At 59.4% G+C, this 21,370-nt stretch carries 20 protein-coding genes and 1 pseudogene; 7 read left to right on the top strand and 14 right to left on the bottom strand.

Annotated elements, in window-relative coordinates; genetic code table 11:
* Positions 1-14: 14 nt before the first annotated feature.
* The 3 genes from NAV33_RS02850 to NAV33_RS02840 all read right to left on the bottom strand — a co-directional run bounded on the left by NAV33_RS02850 (position 15) and on the right by NAV33_RS02840 (position 1,171).
* On the bottom strand, positions 15-356 hold the full coding sequence (locus NAV33_RS02850; RefSeq protein WP_255976710.1) for an FKBP-type peptidyl-prolyl cis-trans isomerase: 342 nt from the start codon (positions 354-356) through the stop codon (positions 15-17).
* A 119-nt stretch (positions 357-475) separates the two neighbouring features.
* Positions 476-775, bottom strand: coding sequence for a GNAT family N-acetyltransferase (locus tag NAV33_RS02845; RefSeq protein ID WP_255976708.1), 300 nt, complete (start codon positions 773-775; stop codon positions 476-478).
* Between the two features lie 84 nt (positions 776-859).
* Positions 860-1,171 carry a hypothetical protein gene (locus tag NAV33_RS02840; RefSeq protein WP_255976706.1) on the bottom strand — a complete coding sequence of 104 codons (312 nt, stop codon included), beginning with the start codon at positions 1,169-1,171 and terminating at the stop codon, positions 860-862.
* Between the two features lie 315 nt (positions 1,172-1,486).
* On the opposite strand from NAV33_RS02840, the gene NAV33_RS02835 reads away from it, so the two are divergent.
* Positions 1,487-2,674, top strand: coding sequence for an acetyl-CoA C-acyltransferase family protein (locus NAV33_RS02835; RefSeq protein WP_255976704.1), 1,188 nt, complete (start codon positions 1,487-1,489; stop codon positions 2,672-2,674).
* Positions 2,675-2,798: 124 nt separating this feature from the next.
* The gene (locus NAV33_RS02830) at positions 2,799-3,707 is read left to right on the top strand and encodes a chemotaxis protein CheV (RefSeq protein WP_255976702.1); all 909 of its coding nucleotides are present in this window, start codon (positions 2,799-2,801) and stop codon (positions 3,705-3,707) included.
* A 293-nt stretch (positions 3,708-4,000) separates the two neighbouring features.
* Here NAV33_RS02830 and NAV33_RS02825 read toward each other — a convergent pair.
* Positions 4,001-5,045 (bottom strand): annotated as a pseudogene (locus NAV33_RS02825) (SMP-30/gluconolactonase/LRE family protein).
* Positions 5,046-5,523: 478 nt separating this feature from the next.
* On the opposite strand from NAV33_RS02825, the gene NAV33_RS02820 reads away from it, so the two are divergent.
* On the top strand, positions 5,524-7,887 hold the full coding sequence (locus NAV33_RS02820) for a DNA polymerase II (RefSeq protein ID WP_255976700.1): 2,364 nt from the start codon (positions 5,524-5,526) through the stop codon (positions 7,885-7,887).
* Between the two features lie 32 nt (positions 7,888-7,919).
* Here NAV33_RS02820 and NAV33_RS02815 read toward each other — a convergent pair whose 3' ends face one another.
* Together NAV33_RS02815 and NAV33_RS02810 are read right to left on the bottom strand one after the other, a co-directional pair.
* On the bottom strand, positions 7,920-8,639 hold the full coding sequence (locus NAV33_RS02815; protein WP_255976698.1) for a glycosyltransferase: 720 nt from the start codon (positions 8,637-8,639) through the stop codon (positions 7,920-7,922).
* On the bottom strand, positions 8,632-9,330 hold the full coding sequence (locus tag NAV33_RS02810) for a TIGR04282 family arsenosugar biosynthesis glycosyltransferase (protein ID WP_255976696.1): 699 nt from the start codon (positions 9,328-9,330) through the stop codon (positions 8,632-8,634). The genes NAV33_RS02815 and NAV33_RS02810 overlap by 8 nt, the downstream gene beginning before the upstream one ends.
* Before the next feature lie 146 nt (positions 9,331-9,476).
* Here NAV33_RS02810 and arsS point away from each other — a divergent pair, with 146 nt between their 5' ends.
* The 3 genes from arsS to NAV33_RS02795 all read left to right on the top strand — a co-directional run bounded on the left by arsS (position 9,477) and on the right by NAV33_RS02795 (position 11,672).
* Positions 9,477-10,454: an arsenosugar biosynthesis radical SAM (seleno)protein ArsS gene (gene arsS / locus NAV33_RS02805; protein WP_255976693.1), complete on the top strand. Its 978-nt coding sequence runs from the start codon at positions 9,477-9,479 to the stop codon at positions 10,452-10,454.
* A 136-nt stretch (positions 10,455-10,590) separates the two neighbouring features.
* The gene (locus NAV33_RS02800; protein WP_255976691.1) at positions 10,591-10,992 is read left to right on the top strand and encodes an MbcA/ParS/Xre antitoxin family protein; all 402 of its coding nucleotides are present in this window, start codon (positions 10,591-10,593) and stop codon (positions 10,990-10,992) included.
* Positions 10,992-11,672, top strand: coding sequence for an RES family NAD+ phosphorylase (locus NAV33_RS02795; protein ID WP_255976689.1), 681 nt, complete (start codon positions 10,992-10,994; stop codon positions 11,670-11,672). The genes NAV33_RS02800 and NAV33_RS02795 overlap by 1 nt, the downstream gene beginning before the upstream one ends.
* A 142-nt stretch (positions 11,673-11,814) precedes the next feature.
* Here NAV33_RS02795 and NAV33_RS02790 read toward each other — a convergent pair whose 3' ends face one another.
* Genes NAV33_RS02790 through NAV33_RS02765 form a run of 6 tightly spaced genes read right to left on the bottom strand, consistent with a single transcriptional unit; the run spans position 11,815 to position 17,273 of the window.
* Positions 11,815-13,806, bottom strand: a complete 1,992-nt coding sequence (locus tag NAV33_RS02790) for a response regulator (RefSeq protein WP_255976687.1) — start codon at positions 13,804-13,806, stop codon at positions 11,815-11,817.
* Positions 13,796-14,659, bottom strand: a complete 864-nt coding sequence (locus tag NAV33_RS02785) for a sensor histidine kinase (RefSeq protein ID WP_255976684.1) — start codon at positions 14,657-14,659, stop codon at positions 13,796-13,798. The genes NAV33_RS02790 and NAV33_RS02785 overlap by 11 nt, the downstream gene beginning before the upstream one ends.
* Positions 14,652-15,662: an ATP-binding protein gene (locus NAV33_RS02780; RefSeq protein ID WP_255976682.1), complete on the bottom strand. Its 1,011-nt coding sequence runs from the start codon at positions 15,660-15,662 to the stop codon at positions 14,652-14,654. Before NAV33_RS02780 ends, NAV33_RS02785 begins: the two co-directional genes overlap by 8 nt.
* Positions 15,659-16,063, bottom strand: a complete 405-nt coding sequence (locus tag NAV33_RS02775; protein ID WP_255976680.1) for an anti-sigma regulatory factor — start codon at positions 16,061-16,063, stop codon at positions 15,659-15,661. Before NAV33_RS02775 ends, NAV33_RS02780 begins: the two co-directional genes overlap by 4 nt.
* Positions 16,060-16,422, bottom strand: coding sequence for an STAS domain-containing protein (locus tag NAV33_RS02770; RefSeq protein ID WP_255976678.1), 363 nt, complete (start codon positions 16,420-16,422; stop codon positions 16,060-16,062). The genes NAV33_RS02775 and NAV33_RS02770 overlap by 4 nt, the downstream gene beginning before the upstream one ends.
* Positions 16,422-17,273 carry an STAS domain-containing protein gene (locus tag NAV33_RS02765; RefSeq protein ID WP_255976676.1) on the bottom strand — a complete coding sequence of 284 codons (852 nt, stop codon included), beginning with the start codon at positions 17,271-17,273 and terminating at the stop codon, positions 16,422-16,424. The genes NAV33_RS02770 and NAV33_RS02765 overlap by 1 nt, the downstream gene beginning before the upstream one ends.
* 596 nt (positions 17,274-17,869) lie before the next feature.
* Here NAV33_RS02765 and NAV33_RS02760 point away from each other — a divergent pair.
* Entirely contained in the window at positions 17,870-19,987 is a 2,118-nt protein-coding gene (locus NAV33_RS02760) for a putative bifunctional diguanylate cyclase/phosphodiesterase (protein WP_255976674.1), read from the top strand.
* A 30-nt stretch (positions 19,988-20,017) separates the two neighbouring features.
* On the opposite strand, the gene NAV33_RS02755 is transcribed toward NAV33_RS02760, so the two are convergent.
* Positions 20,018-20,695, bottom strand: a complete 678-nt coding sequence (locus NAV33_RS02755; RefSeq protein ID WP_272887185.1) for a TIGR04211 family SH3 domain-containing protein — start codon at positions 20,693-20,695, stop codon at positions 20,018-20,020.
* A gap of 306 nt (positions 20,696-21,001) precedes the next feature.
* On the bottom strand, positions 21,002-21,310 hold the full coding sequence (locus NAV33_RS02750; RefSeq protein ID WP_255976672.1) for a hypothetical protein: 309 nt from the start codon (positions 21,308-21,310) through the stop codon (positions 21,002-21,004).
* Positions 21,311-21,370 lie beyond the last annotated feature (60 nt).

Below are 21,370 nucleotides of genomic sequence, written 5' to 3'. Positions count from 1 at the left end.
AGCGCCGCAGTCATTCAATCATCGCGCGTCAGCACTTCCAGCAGCTCGATTTCGAAGATCAGGTTCGAGTTCGGCCTGATGTGCTCGCCGATCTGCCGTTCGCCGTAGGCGAGGTGGGCGGGGACGAAAAGTTTGCGTTTGCCTCCAACTTTCATGCCCATCAGGCCCTGGTCCCAGCCTTTGATCACGCGCCCGGTGCCGATCACGCATTGGAAGGGCTTGCCGCGCTCATAGGAGGAGTCGAAGGTGGTGCCGTCTTCGAGCTGGCCGCGGTATTCAGTAGTGATTAGCGCACCCTTGACGACTGCCTTGCCGTCGCCCAGCAGGATGTCCTCGATTTGCAGCTCGTTGCTCATAAATTCTTCTCTGGAGGGGCATCGCCGCATCAGACCTCATCCAAGGGATGCGGGTTACCTTGTTCTTTTGCTGTGGGCGAGCGCCCGGGGTTCTGTGGGAGCGGGGCAAGCGGCTTATTCTACTGAACAGACGAGTCGATGATGTCGTCCCAGTCACGATGCTTCTTTACATAGGCGGCGACGAACCCGCAGACGGGCACGATGCGCTTGCCGCGCCGGCGAGCATCGTCGAGCGACTGGCGAATCAATATGCTGCCCATGCCCTGGCCTTCGAGGCTCTGATCCACTTCGGTGTGGGTGAATATCTGGCGGTCGCCGTCCTGCCGATATTCGGCAAAGCCGAGCGCTTTGCCATCGATTTCCAGCAGGTAACGCTGTTGGTCTTCGTCGTGTCGGACGTTCGCGTTGTTCTCACTCATCGGTAGGTTTCCTTCTGATGATATGCAGGGGGAAGGCGCCGCGAATACTGGCTAGGAATGCTCCTGTATCCCCGTGTGGCACCGCTACAGCTCATCGACCAGTCGTTTGCCCAGTTCCGTGCCGTGCTCGAGCGCTTCGTCGAAGCTGCGGTAATGCTGCGTCTGATCGACGTTCACCGGGACTACGATCTCGCGGTCTTTCACCACCTCGGCCCCCACGGCCCAGAGTGTTTCACCAAAGGTTTCGTACTCGTACCCGGTGATATGCACGATGATGTCGTGGTCGCGATAGATCAGTCGGTGACTGTGCGGAATCTGGTGGTTGCTGCCGCTCGGTATGTGTGTGGGCGTATCGAAGTAGGGTTGTTCTGCGTCCGGTTTGACTGCCTTGCTCATCGCTGGATCTCCGGGTCGGTGGTCTAGCTTGGGCCCGGTGCGGCCATGCATGTTCCCGCTTGGTGTGGCATCGGCGACGGACGCACTCCTGGCTCCGCCCAGCGCGACTTCGACGGCACGGTTTTACGAAATACAGCTTTCACGTCCGAAAAGGCGCATCGCAACGTCGTCCGATGGGAATGACCATACGGTTCTGCAAATTCGCAGAGCCTTTCTGCAGCTGTCCGTATTGTTCTCAGGCGTTATCCGGCTAGGATCGACCAACCCTGTGCCGCTTCGACCGGCGCAACCTGAAATCAATGAAAGAGAACAACCATGGCTGAACGCGAAATCGTCATTGTCGGCGCCGTCCGTACACCGATTGGCTCCTACGGCGGCGCGCTGAAGGACGTCGACCTGATTTCCCTTGCCACTACCGCCTGTCGCGGCGTTCTGGAGCGTTCCGGCACGCCGCCGGATGCGGTTGGCCACGTGGTGATGGGCAACGTGATACCCACCGAACCTCGAGACGGCTATCTGGCGCGAGTGGCCGCCGTAGATGCAGGTATTCCGCTGGAAACACCGGCGTTCAACGTCAACCGCCTGTGTGGGTCGGGCCTGCAGGCGGTAATCTCTGCCGCGCAGTCGATCCTGCTCGGCGATACCGATGTGGCCATCGGTGGTGGAGCCGAAAGCATGAGCCGCGGGCCGTTCATCCTGCCCAATCTGCGCTGGGGCGCGCGCCTCGGTGACAGCACGGCGATCGACTACATGAACACGCTGTTGCACGATCCCTGGGGCAAGTTTCACATGGGCGTGACCGCAGAAAACGTCGCCGAACGCTACGGCATCAGCCGTGAACAGCAGGACGCACTGGCATTGGAGAGCCAGCGGCGTGCCGCTCGAGCATTGGAGAGCGGTTACTTTCGCGAGCAGATCGTTCCGGTCGAAATCGCTACCCGCAAGGGCAGCGTTTTGTTCGATACCGACGAGCATCTGCGCCCGGATCTCACGGCCGAACGACTCGCCACACTGAAACCGGTGTTCAAGAAGGAAAACGGCACCGTGACTGCGGGCAACGCGTCCGGTCTGAACGATGGTGCTGCGGCGCTGATACTGGCCGAGGCGGGACGGGCAAAGGCACTCGGGCTAACGCCCATGGCGCGATTGGTCGGTTATGCCCATGCCGGTGTCGATCCGGCTTACATGGGCATCGGTCCGGTGCCGGCGGTGCGCAAGGTGCTGGAGCGCACCGGTATCCGTCTGGAACAAATCGATGTGATCGAAGCCAACGAAGCCTTCGCCGCCCAAGCCTGCGCGGTGATGCAGGAGCTCGGCATGGACCCGGCGCGGGTCAATCCCAACGGCTCAGGCATCTCGCTCGGGCATCCGGTGGGTGCCACGGGCGCGATCATCAGCGTCAAGGCGGTGCATGAACTGCAGCGCATCCAGGGCCGCTACACTCTGGTCACCATGTGCATCGGAGGCGGGCAGGGAATCGCGGCGATCTTCGAGCGGGTCTGATCGGTGGAAGCCGGCATCCCGTCGGGCGCGGTTGGTCTTCGATTGAAGATTTCTCCGCGCCAGCCGACAAGGCTGTAGCGAGGTTATTTCGCCGCACGAGACTGGCTTTCTATCAGGACTATCCATGAATAACGCATCCGCCACCGACTCCTTATCGCTTCTGCTGTTCACGCTTCGCAGTGGCAAGCAGATGGCGATCAATTTGTTGAAGGTCAGCGAGATAATCCCGACCCCGTCATTGACCCGTCTGCCCGAGGCGCACCCCCATGTACGGGGCGTCGCCACGCTGCGGGGTCAGCCGCTGTCGGTCATCGATCTGAGCCTGGCCATCGGCATGGCGCCGCTGCAAGACCCGAAGGGCGGCTGCCTGATCGTCACCCAGATCAGCCGCTCGAAGCAGGGCCTGCACGTGCAGTCGGTGGTCAAGATCGTCCACATCCAGTCCTCGAAAATCCTGCCGCCGCCATACGGCGCTCGTACCAGTTCGTTCATTACCGGCACGGCAGAAGTCGACGGTGAATTGATCCAGATCCTCGACGTGGAAAAAGTGATTCAAAACATCTCTCCGATGCCGGTCGATGCGGACATTTCCCATCTCGATGATCAGGATGCACAGCTCCTCACCGAAACCCGCGCGCTGATCGTCGATGACAGCCAGGTGGCGATTCACATGTCGGTTTCGGCGCTGAGCAAGATGGGCATCACCTGCCATGCGGTGCGTAGCGCCCGCGAAGCCTTCGAGAAGCTCGACAGCCTGAAAGGTACATACGAGGCAATCAACGTCGTGGTGTCGGACATCGAAATGCCCGAAATGGATGGTTATTCCTTCACTCAAGCGTTGCGCAAACATCCAGATTACGCCTCTATCTACGTGCTGCTGCATACCTCGCTGGACAGCACTATCAGCACCGACAAGGCCAAGGCGGCTGGCGCTAATGACATCCTCACCAAGTTTTCGCCGCCGGAGATGGCCAAGTGCATGCTCCGTGCTGCGCGGGTGATTCATCTGGGCGAGGATGCGTCGGTCGCCTGAGCGAGCGGGCGCTTCCGGGTAGCGCGCCCAACCTGTAGAAGCGAGCTTGCTCGCGAACGCTTCTGGCCTCGTGTGGCAGCTGATCGCGAGCAAGCTCGCTCCTACAAAAGCAGTCTGTTAAGTGGGGCGCGACGAGATGTTTCATCGGTTCGCCCGATCAGACCGAGGTCTGGAGGGGGCACTTTCTGTAGGAGCGAGCTTGCTCGCGAACGCATTGAGCCCGGTGTGGCAGCTCTTCGCGAGCAAGCGCGCTCCTACCTAAAGCTGGGTTTGGGTAGACGAGCGGCGCCTACTCAGGCGTCATATTTGCCGAAGCTCGCGTCGCGTGTGTTGACGTACAACGCATAGATCGAATGGCTGCTAGCCATGAACAACCGGTTGCCCTTGCTGCCACCGAAGCACAGGTTGGCGCAACGTTCCGGCAAGCGGATCTTGCCGATCGCCGTGCCCTGCGGGTTGAAAATCATCACACCGTCCAGTTCCGCCGTGTCGGCTTCCGGTGAGCCCGAGCTGCCCCATCCCACACCAGAGATTGCCGTCCTCGTCGCAGGCAATTCCATCGAGCGCGCCGTGGGTTTGCGCCTCGATATGCTTGCGGCGCTCACCCAGAGTGCCGTCATCGTTGACCGGATAGGCCCAGACGAGACGATTGGGCTTGGCGCGGCCTTCGACCACATACAGTTCTTTCTCGTCCGGCGAGAAGCAAATGCCGTTGGGGCCGGCAATCGAGTCAATCACGCGGGTCACAGCACCGGTGTCGCCATCGATGCGGTAGACCGCGTCCGGCAGTTCGGTCTCGATCTTGTGCCCCTCGTAGTAATTGGCGGTCTGGAAGGGTGGGTCGGTGAACCAGATCGAGCCGTCCCGTTTGACCGCCAGATCGTTGGGCGAATTGAAGCGCTTACCCTCGAAGCTGTCCGCGAGCACCGTGATGCTGCCGTCCGGTTCGGTGCGGGTGACTCGGCGGCCCTGGCCGTTGGTGGTCGAGCCTTCACAGACCAGCAGTCGTCCCTGCAGATCGCGCGCTAGGCCATTGGAGTGGTTCGAGGGCTCGCGATAGACATCGAACGAACCGGTGATTTCATCCCAGCGCATGATCCGGTTTTCTGGAATGTCGCTGACCAGCAGGTAGCGCCCATCGCCGACCCAGACCGGACCTTCGGCCCAGCGCATGCCAGTGGCGAGCCGCTCAACGCTGGCGTTGAACAGTCGGTACTTGGCGAAGCTCTCGTCGAGAATCTCAACCAACTCATCTGGATACCGCTGAGTCAGCGGCTCGGCGATGGCGAGCCGAGACAGCCCCAGACTTCCCATCGAGGCGACACCCGCCGACACCATCAGCGAGTTTTTCAGAAAGGCGCGGCGGGCACTGCATTGGTCGTCGGTCGCGGAGTCATCTTTGCTTACTGTCATCGTGGTGCGTCCTAGGTAGAGGTCTTTTTGTGGGCAAAGGCGTGCGTCTCTGCCGAGCGTCGACAGAGAAGCGGATGCAGGTGAGTTCAGCGGTTCAGGTGAGGTGGGCTGTGCGCGTGAGGTAGCGGCAGCGAAAGGCGTGCGGGAGCTGGAGCAGGTGAAAGGGACATGTCGATTTCCGTTGTTATTGTTGAGTCATGTCATCGTACAACCTGCTTCAGTATTGTTAGCGCCCAGCGGCTTGTCAAAGGCAATCCTGCGATGAATTGGCTATTCCAGTGCGATGCTCGTCTCAATGACGGGTTCGTAGTGATCGTATGACTAGGCCGCCTAGCTTCATCGCGCCTGCGAAGACAATGCGACGTAGAATGGCGTGCTACGAAACAGTCCAAGGTAGCTAGCGGTGGATTTACAGCAGGGCTTCGTCCTGACCCGGCACTGGCGCGACACGGCGGCAGGCACTGAGGTGGAATTCTGGCTGGCGACCAACGCTGGCCCGCGCCGGCTTCGGGTTCCGTACCAGCCTTCGGTTGCGTTCATTCCCGCAGAGCAACAGCGCAAGGTCGAAATGCTGCTCAAGGACGAGCGCGACGTCGAATTGCGCCCGCTGAGCCTGACCGATTTTCGTCACCGGCCGGTGGTCGGCCTGTACTGCAAGCAGCATCGGCAATTGATGAATCTGGACAAGCGTCTGCGCGCCGCGGGGCTAGATGTCTATGAGGGCGACATACGCCCACCTGAGCGTTATCTGATGGAGCGCTTCATTACCGCACCCGTCAGCTTCAATGGTCAGCCGGATGCGGAGGGCGTGCTGGTTGAGGCGCAGATCAAGCCCGCGCCGCACTATCGGCCACAACTCCGGCTGGTCTCGCTGGACATCGAAACCACCATGCGCGGCGAGCTGTATTCCATTGCGCTGGAAGGCTGCGGCCAGCGTCAGGTCTATATGCTCGGGCCAGCCAACGGCGACGCCGGCACGGTGGATTTCCAGCTGGAATATTGCGACAGCCGCAAGCAGTTGATCGAGCGGCTGAACGACTGGCTGGCGTTGCATGATCCAGACGCCATCATCGGCTGGAACCTGGTGCAGTTCGATCTGCGCGTGTTGCGTGAACAGGCCCAGCGCTATCAGGTGCCGTTGCGGCTGGGGCGCGGTGGCGACGAGATGGCCTGGCGCGAGCATGGCAGCCGCAGCAACCACTTCTTCGCCGCGGCGGCGGGGCGGTTGATCATCGATGGCATTGAGGCGTTGCGCTCGGCGACCTGGAGCTTCCCCTCTTTCAGCCTGGAAAACGTCGCGCAAACGCTGCTTGGCGAAGGCAAGGCGATCGACACGCCGTACCAGCGCATGGACGAAATCAACCGCATGTTCGCCGAGGACAAGCCGGCTCTTGCGCGCTATAACCTCAAGGATTGCGAGCTGGTCACGCGAATCTTCCACAAGACCGAACTGCTGACTTTCCTGCTTGAACGCGCCACGGTCACCGGCTTGCCGGCCGATCGTAGCGGGGGTTCGGTGGCCGCTTTCGAACACCTCTACATTCCTCTGATGCACCGCCAGGGCTTCGTTGCCCCCAACCTCGGCGAGCGGCCGCCCGAAGCCAGCCCCGGCGGTTTCGTGATGAATTCACAACCGGGCCTGTACGAATCTGTGCTGGTGCTGGACTACAAGAGCCTCTACCCGTCGATCATCCGTACCTTTCTCATCGATCCGGTGGGTTTGGTCGAAGGGATGCGCCATCCCGACGACAGCGAGTCGGTACCGGGTTTTCGCGGTGCACGCTTTTCTCGGGTGCGGCATTGCCTGCCAGCCATTGTCGAGCGCGTCTGGGATGGGCGCGAGACGGCCAAGCGCGAAGGCAACAAGCCGCTTTCACAGGCGCTGAAGATCATCATGAACGCCTTCTACGGCGTGCTCGGTTCCAGCGGTTGCCGCTTCTTCGACCCGCGCCTGGCTTCGTCCATTACGCTGCGCGGGCATGAAATCATGCGCCGCACGCGGGAACTGATCGAAGCCGAGGGCTACAGCGTGATTTACGGCGACACCGATTCGACCTTCGTCTGGCTAAAAAGCGCGCACAGTGACGAGGATGCGGCGCGCATCGGCAAGCGCCTGGTACAGCGGATCAACCTGTGGTGGCGTGAGCATCTGCAGCACGAGTTCGGCCTGGAAAGCGCCTTGGAGTTGCAGTTCGAAAGCCACTTCAAGCGCTTTTTTATGCCGACCATTCGCGGTGCGGAGGAGGGCAGCAAGAAGCGCTACGCCGGGCTGGTCACGCGCCCCGACGGCAGCGATGGGTTGGTCTTCAAAGGACTGGAAACCGTCCGTACCGACTGGTCGCCACTGGCCCAGCAATTCCAGCAGGAGCTGTACCGGCGCATCTTCAACCGCGAGCCGTACCAGGACTACGTGCGCGACTATGTACGCCGCACCCTGGATGGTGAGCTGGATGAACTGCTGATCTTCCGCAAGCGATTGCGCCGTCGCCTGGATGACTACGAGCGCAACGTGCCGCCGCACGTGCGTGCCGCGCGGATCGCCGACGACTACAACCTGCAACAGGGCCGCCAACGCCAATATCAGAACGGCGGCTGGATCAGCTACCTGATCACCGTGGCAGGTCCGGAGCCCTTGGAAGTGCGACGCGCGGCAATCGATTACGACCATTACGTGACCCGCCAGCTGCAGCCGATCGCGGACGCCATCCTGCCGTTCGTGGAGGACAGCTTTTCGGCACTGATCGATGAGCAGCTCGGGCTGTTTTGAGCTCAAGCGCGAAGAAATTCTCGACCGAAGCGTTATCTGTCCGAATCCCTGGGGCGTTGTCCTGTATAGCGCTGTGCAAGATGCTCGACAGGCACACCGCATGCGAACTGTAACGCCAGGAGGCGGTTGTGCAGGGAGCGACGCCACCAACCGTCGCGCTGCCAACGCCGCGGGTCGACGCGGATGCCGTCATCCAGGCGAATGAAATCGCCGTGCTTGCGTAAACATTTCACCAATTCGACTTCTTCGAACAGCGGCCAGGGGCTGTGCTGTCCGCAGCGTTCGTAGGCCTCGGTTGCGACGAACAGGCCTTGGTCACCGAAGGGCACGCCGAACCGACAGCGCAGGCTGATCAGCTGTTCGAGCAGCTTGCCTTGCCAGCCTGTCCGACCGGCAAAACGGAAACTGAAATAGCCGCCGATTGCACCGCTGGCGATTGCGTTCTGCATCGCCGACAGCGGATTGCCGTGCAGTTGGGCATCGGCGTGCAGAAACCATAACAGCGGATGCCGGGCTTGGCTTGCGCCCAGGCGCAGCTGCTCGCCGCGGCAAGGGTTGGTCGGCAGCCAACGTGCCGCATGTCGCTCGCAAAGGTCTCGGCACTGCTCGTTATTGGCGCCATCCACGACAATTATTTCGCAGGCTACTTCAGCTGTTGCGAACAACTCGCCGAGGCCGCCCAGTAGCCGCGCCAACGCCTGTTCGTCCCGCCAGCAGGGAACGATCACGCTGATGCCGCTGCGCTCAGGCATCGCTGCCAATTCCGAGCCGCTGAAGCAGGCACAGCAGCTGGCGACGCGCAGGGCGATCATCGCCGAGCAGCGTGGTTGCGAGGTGCGAGAGGTCTTCGGCGTGGTCGATGTCGAACGACTCGCCAGCGATGACGACACTGTGTCCGTCGTGGCGACACAGCTGCGCGAGGGAGCTGCCGAGGTGATTGGTACTCCAGGGCAGCGCAACGAGATCAGGCCATGGAAGGTTGGAAGCCATCAGTACGACGCCGCCATCGCGCGCACCGAGCAAAACGGTATCAAACGATTGCAGCAGGTCGCTGACGTTCTGATAGTCGTCCGGGAGCAGGGCGGGGCAATCGCTGCCGATGAATATCAGCTGGCGCTGGCCTTTGTGGCGCAGTTGGCGGTCCAGCTCGTTCAGGCGCTGGCCGAGGTTGCCGTCGGATTGCGCGATGCAGGTCGCCTCGCCGCCGAGCGAGCTCGCCCACGTCAGGTGTTGTTCCTGATCCGGCGCAATCACCCGTGTGCCTGGCCATTGACGCAGGTCTTCCAGCGCACAATCGAGCAGCGCCTGTGCCACGACCAACGCCGACTGTTGCCCCAGCGTTGCGGCCAGTCGCTGTTTGGCGTGGCCCAATGCCGGTCGTTTGCACAGCAGGACCAGGCAGGGCGCGGCGGTCTGTTTTGCTGTGGTCGGATCTATAAGCAACGTGGTCTCCTGGCGGTCGGGTGTCGGGTTCTCGGCAGGCTTGGCTATGCTTTGACGGAGAACGCTCGGCGTTGTGCGTTTCTTCGGCAGTCTGAATTCCGAACCGTCCTGTGCCTCCAAAATCAGCATCTGGAGTAGCGACTGTCATGCGTGACACTTTACCTCTGCTCGATGCGTTGAGCTTCCCGCCGATTCGCCGTGCACATTTTGAGGCGCTGCAAGTCAACCTGACCTACCGCTGCAATCAGCGTTGTCTGCATTGCCATGTCAACGCCGGACCAACTCGCCCAGAGGCCATGACCGACGACAGCCTGGCCTTGCTGCATCAGGTTATCGACGCGCATCCGGTGCAGACTTTGGACCTTACTGGCGGCGCGCCTGAGATGCACCCGCGCTTTCGTGAAATCGTTGTGCATGCTCGTCGCGAAAGGCTGAGGGTAATCGATCGCTGCAATCTGACGATTCTCAGTGAGCCTGGTTACGAGGGGCTCGCCGCGTTTTTGGCCGAGCAGCAAGTCGAGGTGACCGCCTCGCTGCCCTGTTATTCGCGGGAAAACGTCGACCGCCAGCGTGGCGATGGCGTGTTCGAAGCCAGCATTGCCGGGTTGCTCCAGCTCAATGCGTTGGGTTACGGGGAAGAGGGCGGCGGGCTGATTCTCAACTTGGTGTACAACCCGCAGGGTCCCATGTTGCCACCACCACAGGCGCAGCTGGAGGCCGACTACAAGGCGCATCTGGCCGAAGATTTCGGCATTCACTTCAATCACTTGCTGACCATCACCAACCAGCCGATTGCACGCTTCGGCAGCACGTTGGTGAGCAAGGGGCAGTTCAGCGACTACATGCAGCTGCTGCGCGATAGCTACCGGCCGGAAAACCTTGGCGGTGTGATGTGTCGCAATCTGGTCAGCGTCGACTGGCAGGGCTACCTGTACGACTGCGATTTCAATCAGATGCTCGACCTGCCCATGCCACTGCCTGGCCTGATCGATCGGGACCGCGCGCACCTGCGTGATTTGCTCAAGTCATCCAGCCTGGATGGCAATCCCATCGTTACCCGTGATCACTGCTACGCCTGCACCGCCGGGCAAGGATCGAGCTGCGGTGGCGCACTGAAGGACTGAAACGGCGCCGAGGAACGGACACACCGGATCGCGTTACCTCTGATGCCTTCAGTTATACGTATATGAATTTAATAGTTGAATTAATACGTATACGTAGTAACCTTCGCTTAGTTGCAATAACCAGGCGGAGTTGAAGATGAAACTCGAACAGGCGGTCAGCAAACCGGATATCACCTCGCCCGATGCCGGGCGAGTGGCGCTGACGTTCTTCTTCAATCTGATGGGCTTGTGGAACTGCAGCGCTGATCAACAACGCGTCCTCTTGGGTTCGGTGGGTAATACCACTTACTTCAAATACAAGAAACTTCCGGAAGTTCGTTTGCCACGCGACACGCTGGAGCGGATCTCCTACCTGATGGGTATCCACAAGGCGCTGCGCATCATCTTCAGTAACCAGGCCGAACGGGGCTACGAATGGGTGCACAAACCCAATGACGCGGCGCCCTTCAACGGCTCGAGCGCGCTCGATTACATGCTCGGCGGTCAGGTGGTGGATCTTGCGGATGTGCGCCGTTATCTCGACGGAGTGCGCGGCTGATGCCGCAGCAGGATGTCCTACCGGGATGGCGTAAAGCGTATCGGCTGATCAACAGCTCGTTTCCGCCGTTGGCGGTATTCGAAGATACCTTGAGCCCGGACGATTTGGACATTGCCTTCGCTCTGGAAGCCATGACCAATGACCGCTTGCGCGAGGAAGCCGGCGCATTGCAACGCGTCGCGCCTGGCGATCGTGTCAGTGGCCCCGGTTCGACAGCGGTGATGGCCGCATTCACCCATATTGGCAAACTCAGCCGTTTCAGCGACGGCAGCTACGGTGTTTATTACTGCGCCAACTCGATCGATGCGGCTATTGCCGAAACCAAGTTTCATCAGGAGCGGTTTCTTGCAGCGACTCGCGAGGCGAACGTGGAAATCACCATGCGCGCATATGTGAACAAAGTGGTTAAACCGCTCATTGACGTGCGCGACATGCCCGAGCTGCATCAGCCCGATCCGGCTGCCTATGGCAGCAGCCAGGCGTTTGCCCGCAAGCACCGAGACGGCAAGATTTGGGGACTGTTGTACCGAAGCGTACGACTGGAAGGGCACGAATGCGTCGCAGCGTTCCGCCCGCAGGCGGTCTCGCTGCCTGTCCAGGGGCCGCACTTTCGGTACGTCTGGGATGCAAAGGCAGGCGCCATCACTCACGTTCTGGAAATCACCGAAATGCGGGTCTGAGCTGTCGCACTGTGGCGTGGGGTAATGCGCCAATCGAAGCGGGCTGGATACTTGAGAGGATTCCCAACGCCACAGGTTTCGTAGCGGAGTTGGCATGACCTCGACGATTCTGACCTTAGTAGGACTCGCTGGGGTAAGGCCGTTACCGTTGGACAAATTCGGTATTTTGCAGCGACAGGGCATGGCTCGATGCATACATGTCGAGCATTCGGCGCACCTTGCCGAGCAGCTCGCTAATTTGAAAAGGTTTAACCACCATGTCCATTCCTTCGGCGAGAAAGCGGTCACGACGCACCGCATTTTCTGCATATCCCGTCATGAACAGTACCGGCAGGGTCGGGCGGTGAACACGAGCAGCATCGGCTAACTCACGTCCGGACAATTGCGGTAAGCCGACATCCGTCAGTAGTAAATCGATGCTCAAATCTTCCTGCAGCACCGATAGCGCTGTCGCGACATCACCGACGCCGCTGCAACGGTAGCCCGCTTCCTCCAGCATCTCGATGACCAGCATGCGTACAGCTGGCATGTCTTCAACGATCAGCACATGCTCGCCATAGCCCTGCGGCATATCACCGTTTGGCTCGGATAAACGGATGGTTTCGCTGGCAGCGGGCAGCACCAGAGTCACTTCTGTGCCTTGACCAACGACGCTGTTAATCCGCGCTTCGCCGCCGGATTGGCGGGCGAAGCCGTAAATCGATGAAAGGCCGAGGCCGGTGCCCTGGCCGAGCGGTTTAGTAGTAAAGAACGGCTCGAAAACCTTGCTGATAACGGCTGGGTCGATGCCGGTACCATCGTCTTTGACGCTCAGCGTGACGTAGTCGCCATCAGCCAGATCGGCATTTCCCTGCGATCGCAGCGCAGCGGTCCGGATGGTGATATTCCCGCCTTTAGGAAGCGCGTCACGCGCATTGATAACCAGGTTGAGCACGGCGCTTTCCAGCTGATTGGCATCCACCTGGGCGATCATGTCGCCTTCGTAGAGATCTAGGTTCAGCCTGATGCGTTCGCCGATGGTGCGTTGTAACAGTTCTTCGAGAGAGCGAATCTCGTCATTGAGGTCAGCAGGACGCGAATCCAACGGTTGCTGGCGTGCAAAGGCCAGCAGCCGGTTGGTCATTGAAGCTGCGCTCCGTGCGGAACTCAATGCGGTATCAGCGAAGCGTAATACCGCGTCGTTACGCCCTTGCTGAAGCCGCTGTTTGAGCAGCTCGATCCCGGTGATGATGCCGGTCAGCAAGTTATTGAAGTCATGAGCGATGCCACCAGTCAATTTGCCCAGCGCATCCATCTTCTGCGCCTGCATCAATTGCGCTTCGGTGCGTACGCGTTCAGCCACTTCGCGAGCCAGCTCGCTGTTGACGTTATCGAGCTGTTGCAACTGTGAGCGTTCGCGCTGGCGTTGCTCGGTCACGTCTTCGACGAATACCAAGCCAAGTTCGAACGCACGATGATAGGGTGAGACTTGCCATTTCGTTTCGCGCAGTTCGCCTGCTACGCGCATAGTCAGCGTGTCGTTCCAGCGCATGCCATTTGCCAGGCTATCACGCAGCTTTTGCAGCTTGTCTTCTTGATTTTCCGCGAGGCATGCAACCAATGCTGAAGAGTCCCGTTGGTCTCCCAACAGCATTTCGAATGCCTGATTGCTCTCATGGATTTGCAGACGTGTATCGATAACGCCGATTGGTGCTGCCACGTTGGCGAAAATTTCCCGGAAGCGTGCTTCGCTTTCACGCAATGCATGCTCGGTATCGCGAACGCGCAACAGCGTGCGCAGCGTAGCGAGGAGCACGTCTGGGTCGACCGGGTGAATCAGATAGGCATCCGCGCCCGCGTCGAGGCCAGTGATCATATCGCCGGTCTGGATCGATGCCGCGGACACGTGAATGACAGGTAGCAACCGCGTGCAGTCATCCGCACGCAATTGTCGGACAATATCGAAGCCGCTCATGTCCGGCAGGTTTACATCGAGAATCAGCGCATCAACCTCATCGTTGGCAATGATGGTCTGACCTTCGAAGCCGGTACCGGCTTCGAGCACGGCATAGCCATGCCGCTCCAGTACCCGACGTATCGCGTAACGCGTAGCAGCATTGTCATCAACCACTAGCAGTCTGCATTTATGCTCCATCGACCGGCTCCGCAGAAATGGCGAGGGGAATAATGACAAAAAAAGTCGAGCCTACGCCGGGCGTACTTTCCACACCGACGCGTCCACCGAGTAATCCGGCGAAGCGTTTGCACAGCGATAACCCCAACCCTGTACCTCGCAGGCGCTTCTGAAGGGGCGTGTCGATCTGGACGAAGTCTTCGAACAGGTTGCCGTGTAGATCCTCAGGTATACCAATGCCGCTGTCAGTGACGGCGAAGCGGATTTCTCGCTCACCTTCAGGCCGTGCGGAAATGCGCACCTCTCCTTGTTGGGTGAACTTCAATGCATTGGAAATGAAATTGCGCAGAATTTGCGCAAGCTTCTTGTCGTCAGTGTAGAGGCGCGGGATGTCTTGCGGCTCCTCGAAAATCAAATCCACCGAATTGCCATCGACGATCGGACGAAACATGCCGCGCAACGCTGCGAACAGGTCGAACATATCGAACCACGCCGGTGAAATGGTGATGCGACCCGCCTCGATCTTAGCCAGGTCGAGGAGATCATCGACCATATCGCTCAGTTCGGTGGCAGCGCCGCTGATGAACACCACCTGCTTGTGTTGCTCGTCGCTTAGCGGGCCGTCCATCTCGTCGCTGAGCAGCCGTGTGATGCTGCGGATCGAGCCCAAGGGCGTGCGGAACTCATGACTCATGTAGGACAAAAAGCGGCTCTTGAGATCGGACGCCTGGCGCAGCTGTTCGGCTTGGGTGTCTAGCTCGGCATACAGCGCCAGCACGCCCTGGTTGGTCTCTTCGAGCTCAGCGCGCAGCGACTCGTTCTCGCTGCGCAGTCTTTCGATCTCTGCGTCGTTATAGACGGTCGAGTCAGTCACGAGTCGCCTCCAAGGCAATCACCAAAACAGTCACATCGTCACGGCCGCGACAAAAATCACGATGCAACACGGCTGCAATAAGAGCTGGGTGTCGGTGCACCAAGCCAGGATAGTCGCGCAGGTCCCAGCGTGATTGCAGCCCATCGCTGTACATAATCAGCAAATGGGCTCCTTCAACGGGATAGTCGAAGGCGCGCGCTTTTCGAAAATGCGAACCGACGATTCCTGGGTGCGAGGCCAGGCCACGACTTTTTTCCGGACTGAGCAGACTAGCGCCGATGTTGCCAATACCGGCAAAGCGTAAGGTCTTGAGACGAGCATCGAACAGCGCGACGGCTGCGGCTCCGCCGCGGGTGCCAGACATCGCCTGATGCATCTCGGTAATACTGATCTCAGGCTCAGCGAAGGGCTCCGCTGCGAATACGATGGCGCCGGCAGTACTAGCCTCTTGCGCATCTGCTCCATGGCCGATGCCGTCTATTACCAGAGCACTGAGCCGGTGTTTGTCGATCGCCAAGTGCCACGTGTCGCCACACGCCGGATCGTCAGCCAAGGAATGTTGATTAACTCCAACACGCAAAGGCAGCGCCGAAACGTTGCGTGGATACAGCTGAACGAGCACGGCCGATCCTCGGCTATCCGAGTACGCATCGAAGCACTGCGCCTGTCGCATCAAGGCGCCTAGCCCTGTGCCTTGCGTGCCGCCCGTGGAAAAGCCATCAGTCAGGCATTCGCTGAAGTTAAATCCCGGCCCGCGATCCACCGCAATGATCTCGATACCAAAGCCGGTACTCGCGGGTATCGAGCGCAGGTGCAAAGCACCATGGTGGGCATGCTTGAGTAGGTTGGTAGCCAGCTCCGTGGCTGCCAGCGCGACACGCCCCGCATCGGTGTCGCCGAAATCCAGGCTTTCAGCAAGGCGCTGCGCAACGCGGCGTGCGTGACCTACCTGGCTGCTGTCCTCGATCGGTAATACCGTTGTCAGCGAGCCGTAGAGGTTCATGACCATCGTGTGATACTGATTCGAGTACCAATGCCTGGGGTGCTATCGAGTTCGAACTCATCCACCAGTCGCTTTGCACCGGTCAGCCCGAGTCCGAGACCTCCGCCGGATGTCCAGCCGTCGGTCATGGCCAGTTTTAAGTCGGCTATGCCGGGACCTTCATCGCGGAACGTCAGACGGATACCGGTGCGAGGGCCCTCGTCAATGACTTCCCAATCCATATCGCCGCCGCCGCCGTAGACCACCGTATTACGGGCCAGCTCGCTGACGGCAGTGACCAGTTTCGTTTGGTCGATCAGGCGCATACCGCAATCCTGTGCCAATCGACGGGCCGCCTGACGGGCAAGTACCACGTCCTGCTCAAGGCGTACCGGCAAGCTACCGCTGGTGCGAACGGTCATTTTTCGGCCATCCGTTTATGCAGGAGCTGCATACCTCTCTCGACATTCAATGCAGTGCTGACGCCCTGCAGCGTCAGGCCTAGTTCGACGAGCGTAATTGCTACCGCCGGCTGCATTCCGACCACTACGGTCTCGGCATCCATGATGCTGGATAGGCCGGAGATCGAGCTGATCATCCGGCCTATAAACGAATCGACCATGTCCAGAGCAGAGATGTCGATCAATACGGCACGGGCCGAAGTCGCACTGATGCGCTCGGCGAGGTCGTCCTGCAAGGTCATGGCCAGTTGGTCGTGCATGTCGACTTGAATGGTGACGAGTAAAAACTCGCCCATCTGCAATATAGGAATACGCTCCATTACACGGCCTTGGTTACAGTGAGGCCGGAGCGGCGTAATGCCAGTGCCAGCGCATCGGCGAGTGACGCCTTGGTCACGATGCCTTGCAGATCGAGTCCGAGATGCACGATCGTCTGGGCTATCTGCGGACGTACTCCACTGATAATGCAGTCAGCGCCCATCAGGCGAATTGCAGTGACGGTCTTGAGCAGGTGCTGTGCCACCAAGGTGTCCACCGTAGGCACGCCAGTGATGTCGATGATGGCTATTTCCGAGCCAGTATCGACGATTCGCTGCAACAACGATTCCATCACCACCTGGGTGCGTTGCGAATCGAGGGTGCCGATCATGGGCAGCGCCAGCACGCCATCCCAAAGCTTTACAACCGGCGTGGACAGCTCAAGCAGTTCCTCTTGCTGACGCTTGATCACGGCCTCGCGAGATTTCTGGAATACACGCACCGTGTACAAACCGAGCTCGTCAACCAGTTCGGACAGAGCCCAAAGCTGCTCGGCTAGCAAAGCTGGTTCGTCGGCATACTCTTCCTGCAACAGCGGCATCAGAGTTCGTTTGATCGAAAAGATGAAGCCTGCGGTTTGTTGTGAATCGAAGCCCAGTTGCACTCGGCTATGCGACAGTTTTTCGAGGAACAGACGCATTTCATCCCAGCTAGCGTCCCTGACGTCACCTGAGTTGGTTCTGCCGGCGCCTGCGATCAGAAAGCGAATGAAATCGACTGTTTGCTGGCGTAGATCTTCGACTTTGACGGTCCGGTACTGACCACTGGATTCCAGTTCAGAGGTCCACTTGTCGAGCAGTTCCGATTGCTTGCTGGCGATGACGTTGAGTATGCGTTCCTGCAATAGAGCCATTAGCGCTAATTCCTTCATAGAGCATGCTGGGAATAGTAGGCATGCGGATAAGATTCTGGTTGGTTGCCGGCGTTCCGCTTCCATGAGATGGAATCTTTTGGATCGAAGCCCGGCTGTATTAATCAGCGGTCCGTGTGCTGGATACGCTGATTAAGCCCTATGTGATGTGACGAATGACCCTTGCCTCGGCTGGCGTCTCGCCAAAGTCAGTCTGATTCTCCTATGGGAACAGCGTCACATTTCGCCTCATGTTCGCAGCTCGGTCAAGGATCATAACCCCCTTTTTTCTGACGCCAGGGAATGCAGCAGCCAAGTGGGCCCGGCCATCGTGATGCAGGTCGCCAACAGATTCGCCGCGCTCGTTACGCCTGGCTGACGGTTGCGTCCCTCGCAACGGGATTCATTTGATTTGCCGACCAGGGCTCGCTGAATGACCGCCTGGCAGACGATTCATTTCTTTGCCTTTAGAAAATGTTTTTCCGAACGATGAGCTAGCACGATAGCGCAGTCTGAACAGGTTACCGTGCCGGAAAGATGGCACTTTGCCTTTAGTGACTGTTCGGTCAAGATTCGCTGCCTTTCCAAGGAACCAGACCATGCTAGCCGGTAGCTATAACAACATTCTTGTTTTTTTCTCTTTCGTTGTCGCTGTGCTTGCGTCCTATACCGCGCTGGACATGGCTGGACGGGTCGCAACGGCCAAAGGTCGCGCTGCCCGACTGTGGTTGATCGGCGGCGCGTTCTCCATGGGGTTGGGTATCTGGTCGATGCATTTCATCGGCATGCTGGCCTTCAGTCTGCCGATTCCGCTTGGCTATGATCCGCTGATAACCGCCGGCTCTCTAGTCATTTCCATCGCGGCGTCGGCAATCGCGCTCTGGCTGGTTTGTCAGCGGGCACTGCCCTGGGTGCGTTTGGCGCAAGGCGCGATTCTGATCGGTTCCGGCATTGCTGCGATGCATTACAGCGGTATGACCGCGCTGCGCATGCAGCCGGGAATCGTCTATCACGCTGGCTGGCTGATTGCCTCGGTGGTGGTGGCGATTCTGGCATCCACTGCTGCGCTGTGGCTGGCATTTCGCCTGCGCGCGAACGTGTCGCATCTGAAACTCTGGCGAGGAATGGCCGCGCTGGTAATGGGGCTTGCGATTGCCGGCATGCACTACACCGGGATGGCTGCGGCGAGCTTTCCTGAAGGCAGTTTCTGCAGCGCTTCCAATACCGGCGTGGACACCAACTGGCTGGCACTGCTGGTTATCGTTCTGACCCTGGGCGTGCTGGCTATTACGCTGATCGTCTCGGTTTTGGACGGCCGCTTGCAAGCGCGCACCTCGATACTCGCCAGCTCGCTGGAAAAGGCCAATAGTGAGCTGATCCAACTGGCGCTTCATGACAACCTGACCCGGCTGCCCAACCGCCTGTTGCTAGAGGATCGCTTGAGCCAGTCGCTCAGGATCGCCGAGCGCGAGCGCTCCTGCTTCGCCGTGATGTTCATGGACCTGGACGGTTTCAAGGCCGTCAACGATGCTTACGGCCACCACATCGGCGATGAGCTGCTGGTCAGCGTTACCGAGCGGCTGCGTTCGTGCATTCGTGCTCAGGACACGCTGGCGCGGCTTGGCGGAGACGAGTTCGTGTTGCTGGCATCGATCGCCGGTCCGGATGACGCGGCGACACTGGCTGACAAGTTGGTGCAGAGCATCGATGAATCTTTTGTGCTGTCGCGTTATGAGTTGCGTGTTTCGCTCAGCATCGGCATCGCAGTGTATCCGGGTGATGGCGAGACCGAACGTGACCTGCTGCTGCATGCCGATGCGGCCATGTACCACACCAAAAGCGCCGGCCGGAACGGTTACAGCTTCTTCGAAGCGTCGATGAATGCCAATGCCGCCGAGCAGCTACAGCTGCTGCATGATCTGAAAATGGCTGAATCGCACGGTGAGCTGCGCCTGCATTACCAGCCAAAATTCGAAGCGCCGGATGGGCCCGTGCGAGGCTTCGAGGCGCTGTTGCGCTGGGAACACCCACAACGTGGCTTGCTCTACCCTGATGTATTTTTGCCCCTGGCTGAAAAGACCGGCCTGGTCGTGCCCATGGGGAAATGGGTGTTGGACGAGGCGTGCCGGCAACTACACGAATGGCACCTGCAGGGCTTCAGCCACTGGACCATCGCGGTCAACCTTTCCGCCGTGCAATTCGAACAGCCGGATCTGCTCGGTGTGGTGGCCGGGGCCATCGGTCGCCATTCCATCCCACCGACGATGCTAACCGTCGAAGTCACCGAAACCGTTGCCATGCGCAATCCGGAAACCACCATTGAAACGCTGGAAAAGCTAACTGAACTTGGCGTAAAGGCGTCAATCGACGATTTCGGCACGGGCTATTCGAGCCTGCTCTATCTCAAACGTCTTCCAGCCAGTGAACTGAAGATCGATCGAGCTTTCGTCAAGGAAATGAGCGCCGGCAACGAGGACGCAATGATCGTGTCGGCGATCATTGCGTTGGGCAAGGCGCTGGGGCTGGGAATCGTCGCCGAGGGCGTGGAGACCGAAGAGCAGCAGCAATTCCTTACAGGGCTCGGTTGTGAAACCCTGCAGGGCTTCTTGCTCGATCGGCCAATGACAGCTGACCAAATCCTTGAACGCGTCGGACAGACGCGACCAGGGTTGTCGATAACCACCGCCGTCGAACCAAAGATATTGGTGCCCAGCTAATCCTTTAGAAAAAGCCTGGCCCGCCAGAACTCAGAACCAGCGGTCGTTGCGCTTGCGGCCACGGGTCATGGCCGGAAGGATCAATCCAGCCAGCAGGCCTGCGCCTGCAATGCTGCCGCCATAAACCATGTAGCGCATCAGCACCTGATTGTTCTCATCGCCAAGTCGCGCCTCGGCGTCACGCAGTTCCGATTCGGTGGCGGTGAGGGCTTCGTCGAGGGCCTTGCGGCGCGTCTCAAGCTCGTCGATCAGCGCCTTGCGCGAATCAAGCGTCTCCTGCATGCCCAGCACTCGAGCCTTCCAGTTGTCATCGATGGTTTTCAGCTCCTCGCTGAGTTCGACAACTTTTTGCTCCAGTTCCGGCAGTCGCTCCGCCTGGCCGGGCACGTCTTGTAGATCGCTGCTGCGGATCCAGACCCGGTCGCCATTTTCGCCGCGAACCTGACTGTAGTCGCCCTGGGTGTCGAGTAGTTCGACCTTCTCCCCGGACGTGAGGCTGCCGACGATGCGATAGCCGTCGGTCGGACCGCTGCGTACGTAGGTATTCAGACTATCGCTGACCCAGCGTTCATTGACTGCTTGCTGAGCCTGGGCCGGCACTATGAACGCCAGCAGCGTGCCGAACAGGCCCGCACGGAAAGCCTGACGCTGCGCGGTGGACCCGGAAATACGGGAAAGAAGTGCAACGAGATGACGGGATATGGGCATGGTGGTCTTCATGTGGACTGAAAATGAAGGCCCCGGTGAACGGGCCGGAAAAAATGAACCTGGCCTGGCGATGTTCCGCCAGCTGGCTGCAACAGGGCAGTCTCAACGTCTATGGGTACGGGCTGTTCGCGAGGGGGAGATACTTTCTCCCGTTAATGGGTGCATGGCCCATCAGCCGTCGTCCCTGTGATCCTGCAGCAGGAGAGACAGTGCGACGCTCACAAAGTTCACTAAAATTTCATACGGTTGTGCATGGCTGCCTGAGCGATGACTGCTCGGCAATCGCCATTTTGCAGTCAGGTTCGTTCATAGCAGGCTGACGCGATGCGCGCGGACCATTATTCGTTCCTGCCGAAAGCGAGTCTCCAGCGAGGATCGATAATCATGCCACCACTCCCGATCGAGCTTCGGCGCCATCACTTCATAAATCACCAGATCGTCCCGTACGGCATGTTCACCGTCTTCCAGCCAGAGCCCATCGACCGGCGCTCGGGTATAGGCAGTCAATCCGCCGAAGCGTTCGATCAGTTCGCGGCGAACGTCACTGAATAGCGCTTTGGGCAGCGGCCGATCGTCGTTGTCATATAGAGGAAGCAAAAGCTGGATCAGATGCATGGTTGACGTCCAGGAGCAGAATGGCCTCGTCACTTCGACCACAAGCGTCGTCCCGCGACG

The sequence above is a fragment of the Stutzerimonas stutzeri genome (genome assembly GCF_024448715.1).
In the GTDB taxonomy this organism is placed as follows: Bacteria; Pseudomonadota; Gammaproteobacteria; order Pseudomonadales; family Pseudomonadaceae; genus Stutzerimonas; species Stutzerimonas stutzeri_AR.
Note: the sequence above shows the minus strand (reverse complement) of the source record. Positions and strands in the feature narration are given on the sequence as shown.

Bases quoted from the DNA above. Each gene is read 5' to 3' on its own strand.
- NAV33_RS02850 (WP_255976710.1), bottom strand. From the start codon at position 356: ATGAGCAACGAGCTGCAAATCGAGGACATCCTGCTGGGCGACGGCAAG.
- NAV33_RS02845 (WP_255976708.1), bottom strand. From the start codon at position 775: ATGAGTGAGAACAACGCGAACGTCCGACACGACGAAGACCAACAGCGT.
- NAV33_RS02840 (WP_255976706.1), bottom strand. From the start codon at position 1,171: ATGAGCAAGGCAGTCAAACCGGACGCAGAACAACCCTACTTCGATACG.
- NAV33_RS02835 (WP_255976704.1), top strand. From the start codon at position 1,487: ATGGCTGAACGCGAAATCGTCATTGTCGGCGCCGTCCGTACACCGATT.
- NAV33_RS02830 (WP_255976702.1), top strand. From the start codon at position 2,799: ATGAATAACGCATCCGCCACCGACTCCTTATCGCTTCTGCTGTTCACG.
- NAV33_RS02815 (WP_255976698.1), bottom strand. From the start codon at position 8,639: ATGCCTGAGCGCAGCGGCATCAGCGTGATCGTTCCCTGCTGGCGGGAC.
- arsS (WP_255976693.1), top strand. From the start codon at position 9,477: ATGCGTGACACTTTACCTCTGCTCGATGCGTTGAGCTTCCCGCCGATT.
- NAV33_RS02800 (WP_255976691.1), top strand. From the start codon at position 10,591: ATGAAACTCGAACAGGCGGTCAGCAAACCGGATATCACCTCGCCCGAT.
- NAV33_RS02795 (WP_255976689.1), top strand. From the start codon at position 10,992: ATGCCGCAGCAGGATGTCCTACCGGGATGGCGTAAAGCGTATCGGCTG.
- NAV33_RS02790 (WP_255976687.1), bottom strand. From the start codon at position 13,806: ATGGAGCATAAATGCAGACTGCTAGTGGTTGATGACAATGCTGCTACG.
- NAV33_RS02780 (WP_255976682.1), bottom strand. From the start codon at position 15,662: ATGAACCTCTACGGCTCGCTGACAACGGTATTACCGATCGAGGACAGC.
- NAV33_RS02775 (WP_255976680.1), bottom strand. From the start codon at position 16,063: ATGACCGTTCGCACCAGCGGTAGCTTGCCGGTACGCCTTGAGCAGGAC.
- NAV33_RS02770 (WP_255976678.1), bottom strand. From the start codon at position 16,422: ATGGAGCGTATTCCTATATTGCAGATGGGCGAGTTTTTACTCGTCACC.
- NAV33_RS02765 (WP_255976676.1), bottom strand. From the start codon at position 17,273: ATGGCTCTATTGCAGGAACGCATACTCAACGTCATCGCCAGCAAGCAA.
- NAV33_RS02760 (WP_255976674.1), top strand. From the start codon at position 17,870: ATGCTAGCCGGTAGCTATAACAACATTCTTGTTTTTTTCTCTTTCGTT.
- NAV33_RS02755 (WP_272887185.1), bottom strand. From the start codon at position 20,695: ATGCCCATATCCCGTCATCTCGTTGCACTTCTTTCCCGTATTTCCGGG.
- NAV33_RS02750 (WP_255976672.1), bottom strand. From the start codon at position 21,310: ATGCATCTGATCCAGCTTTTGCTTCCTCTATATGACAACGACGATCGG.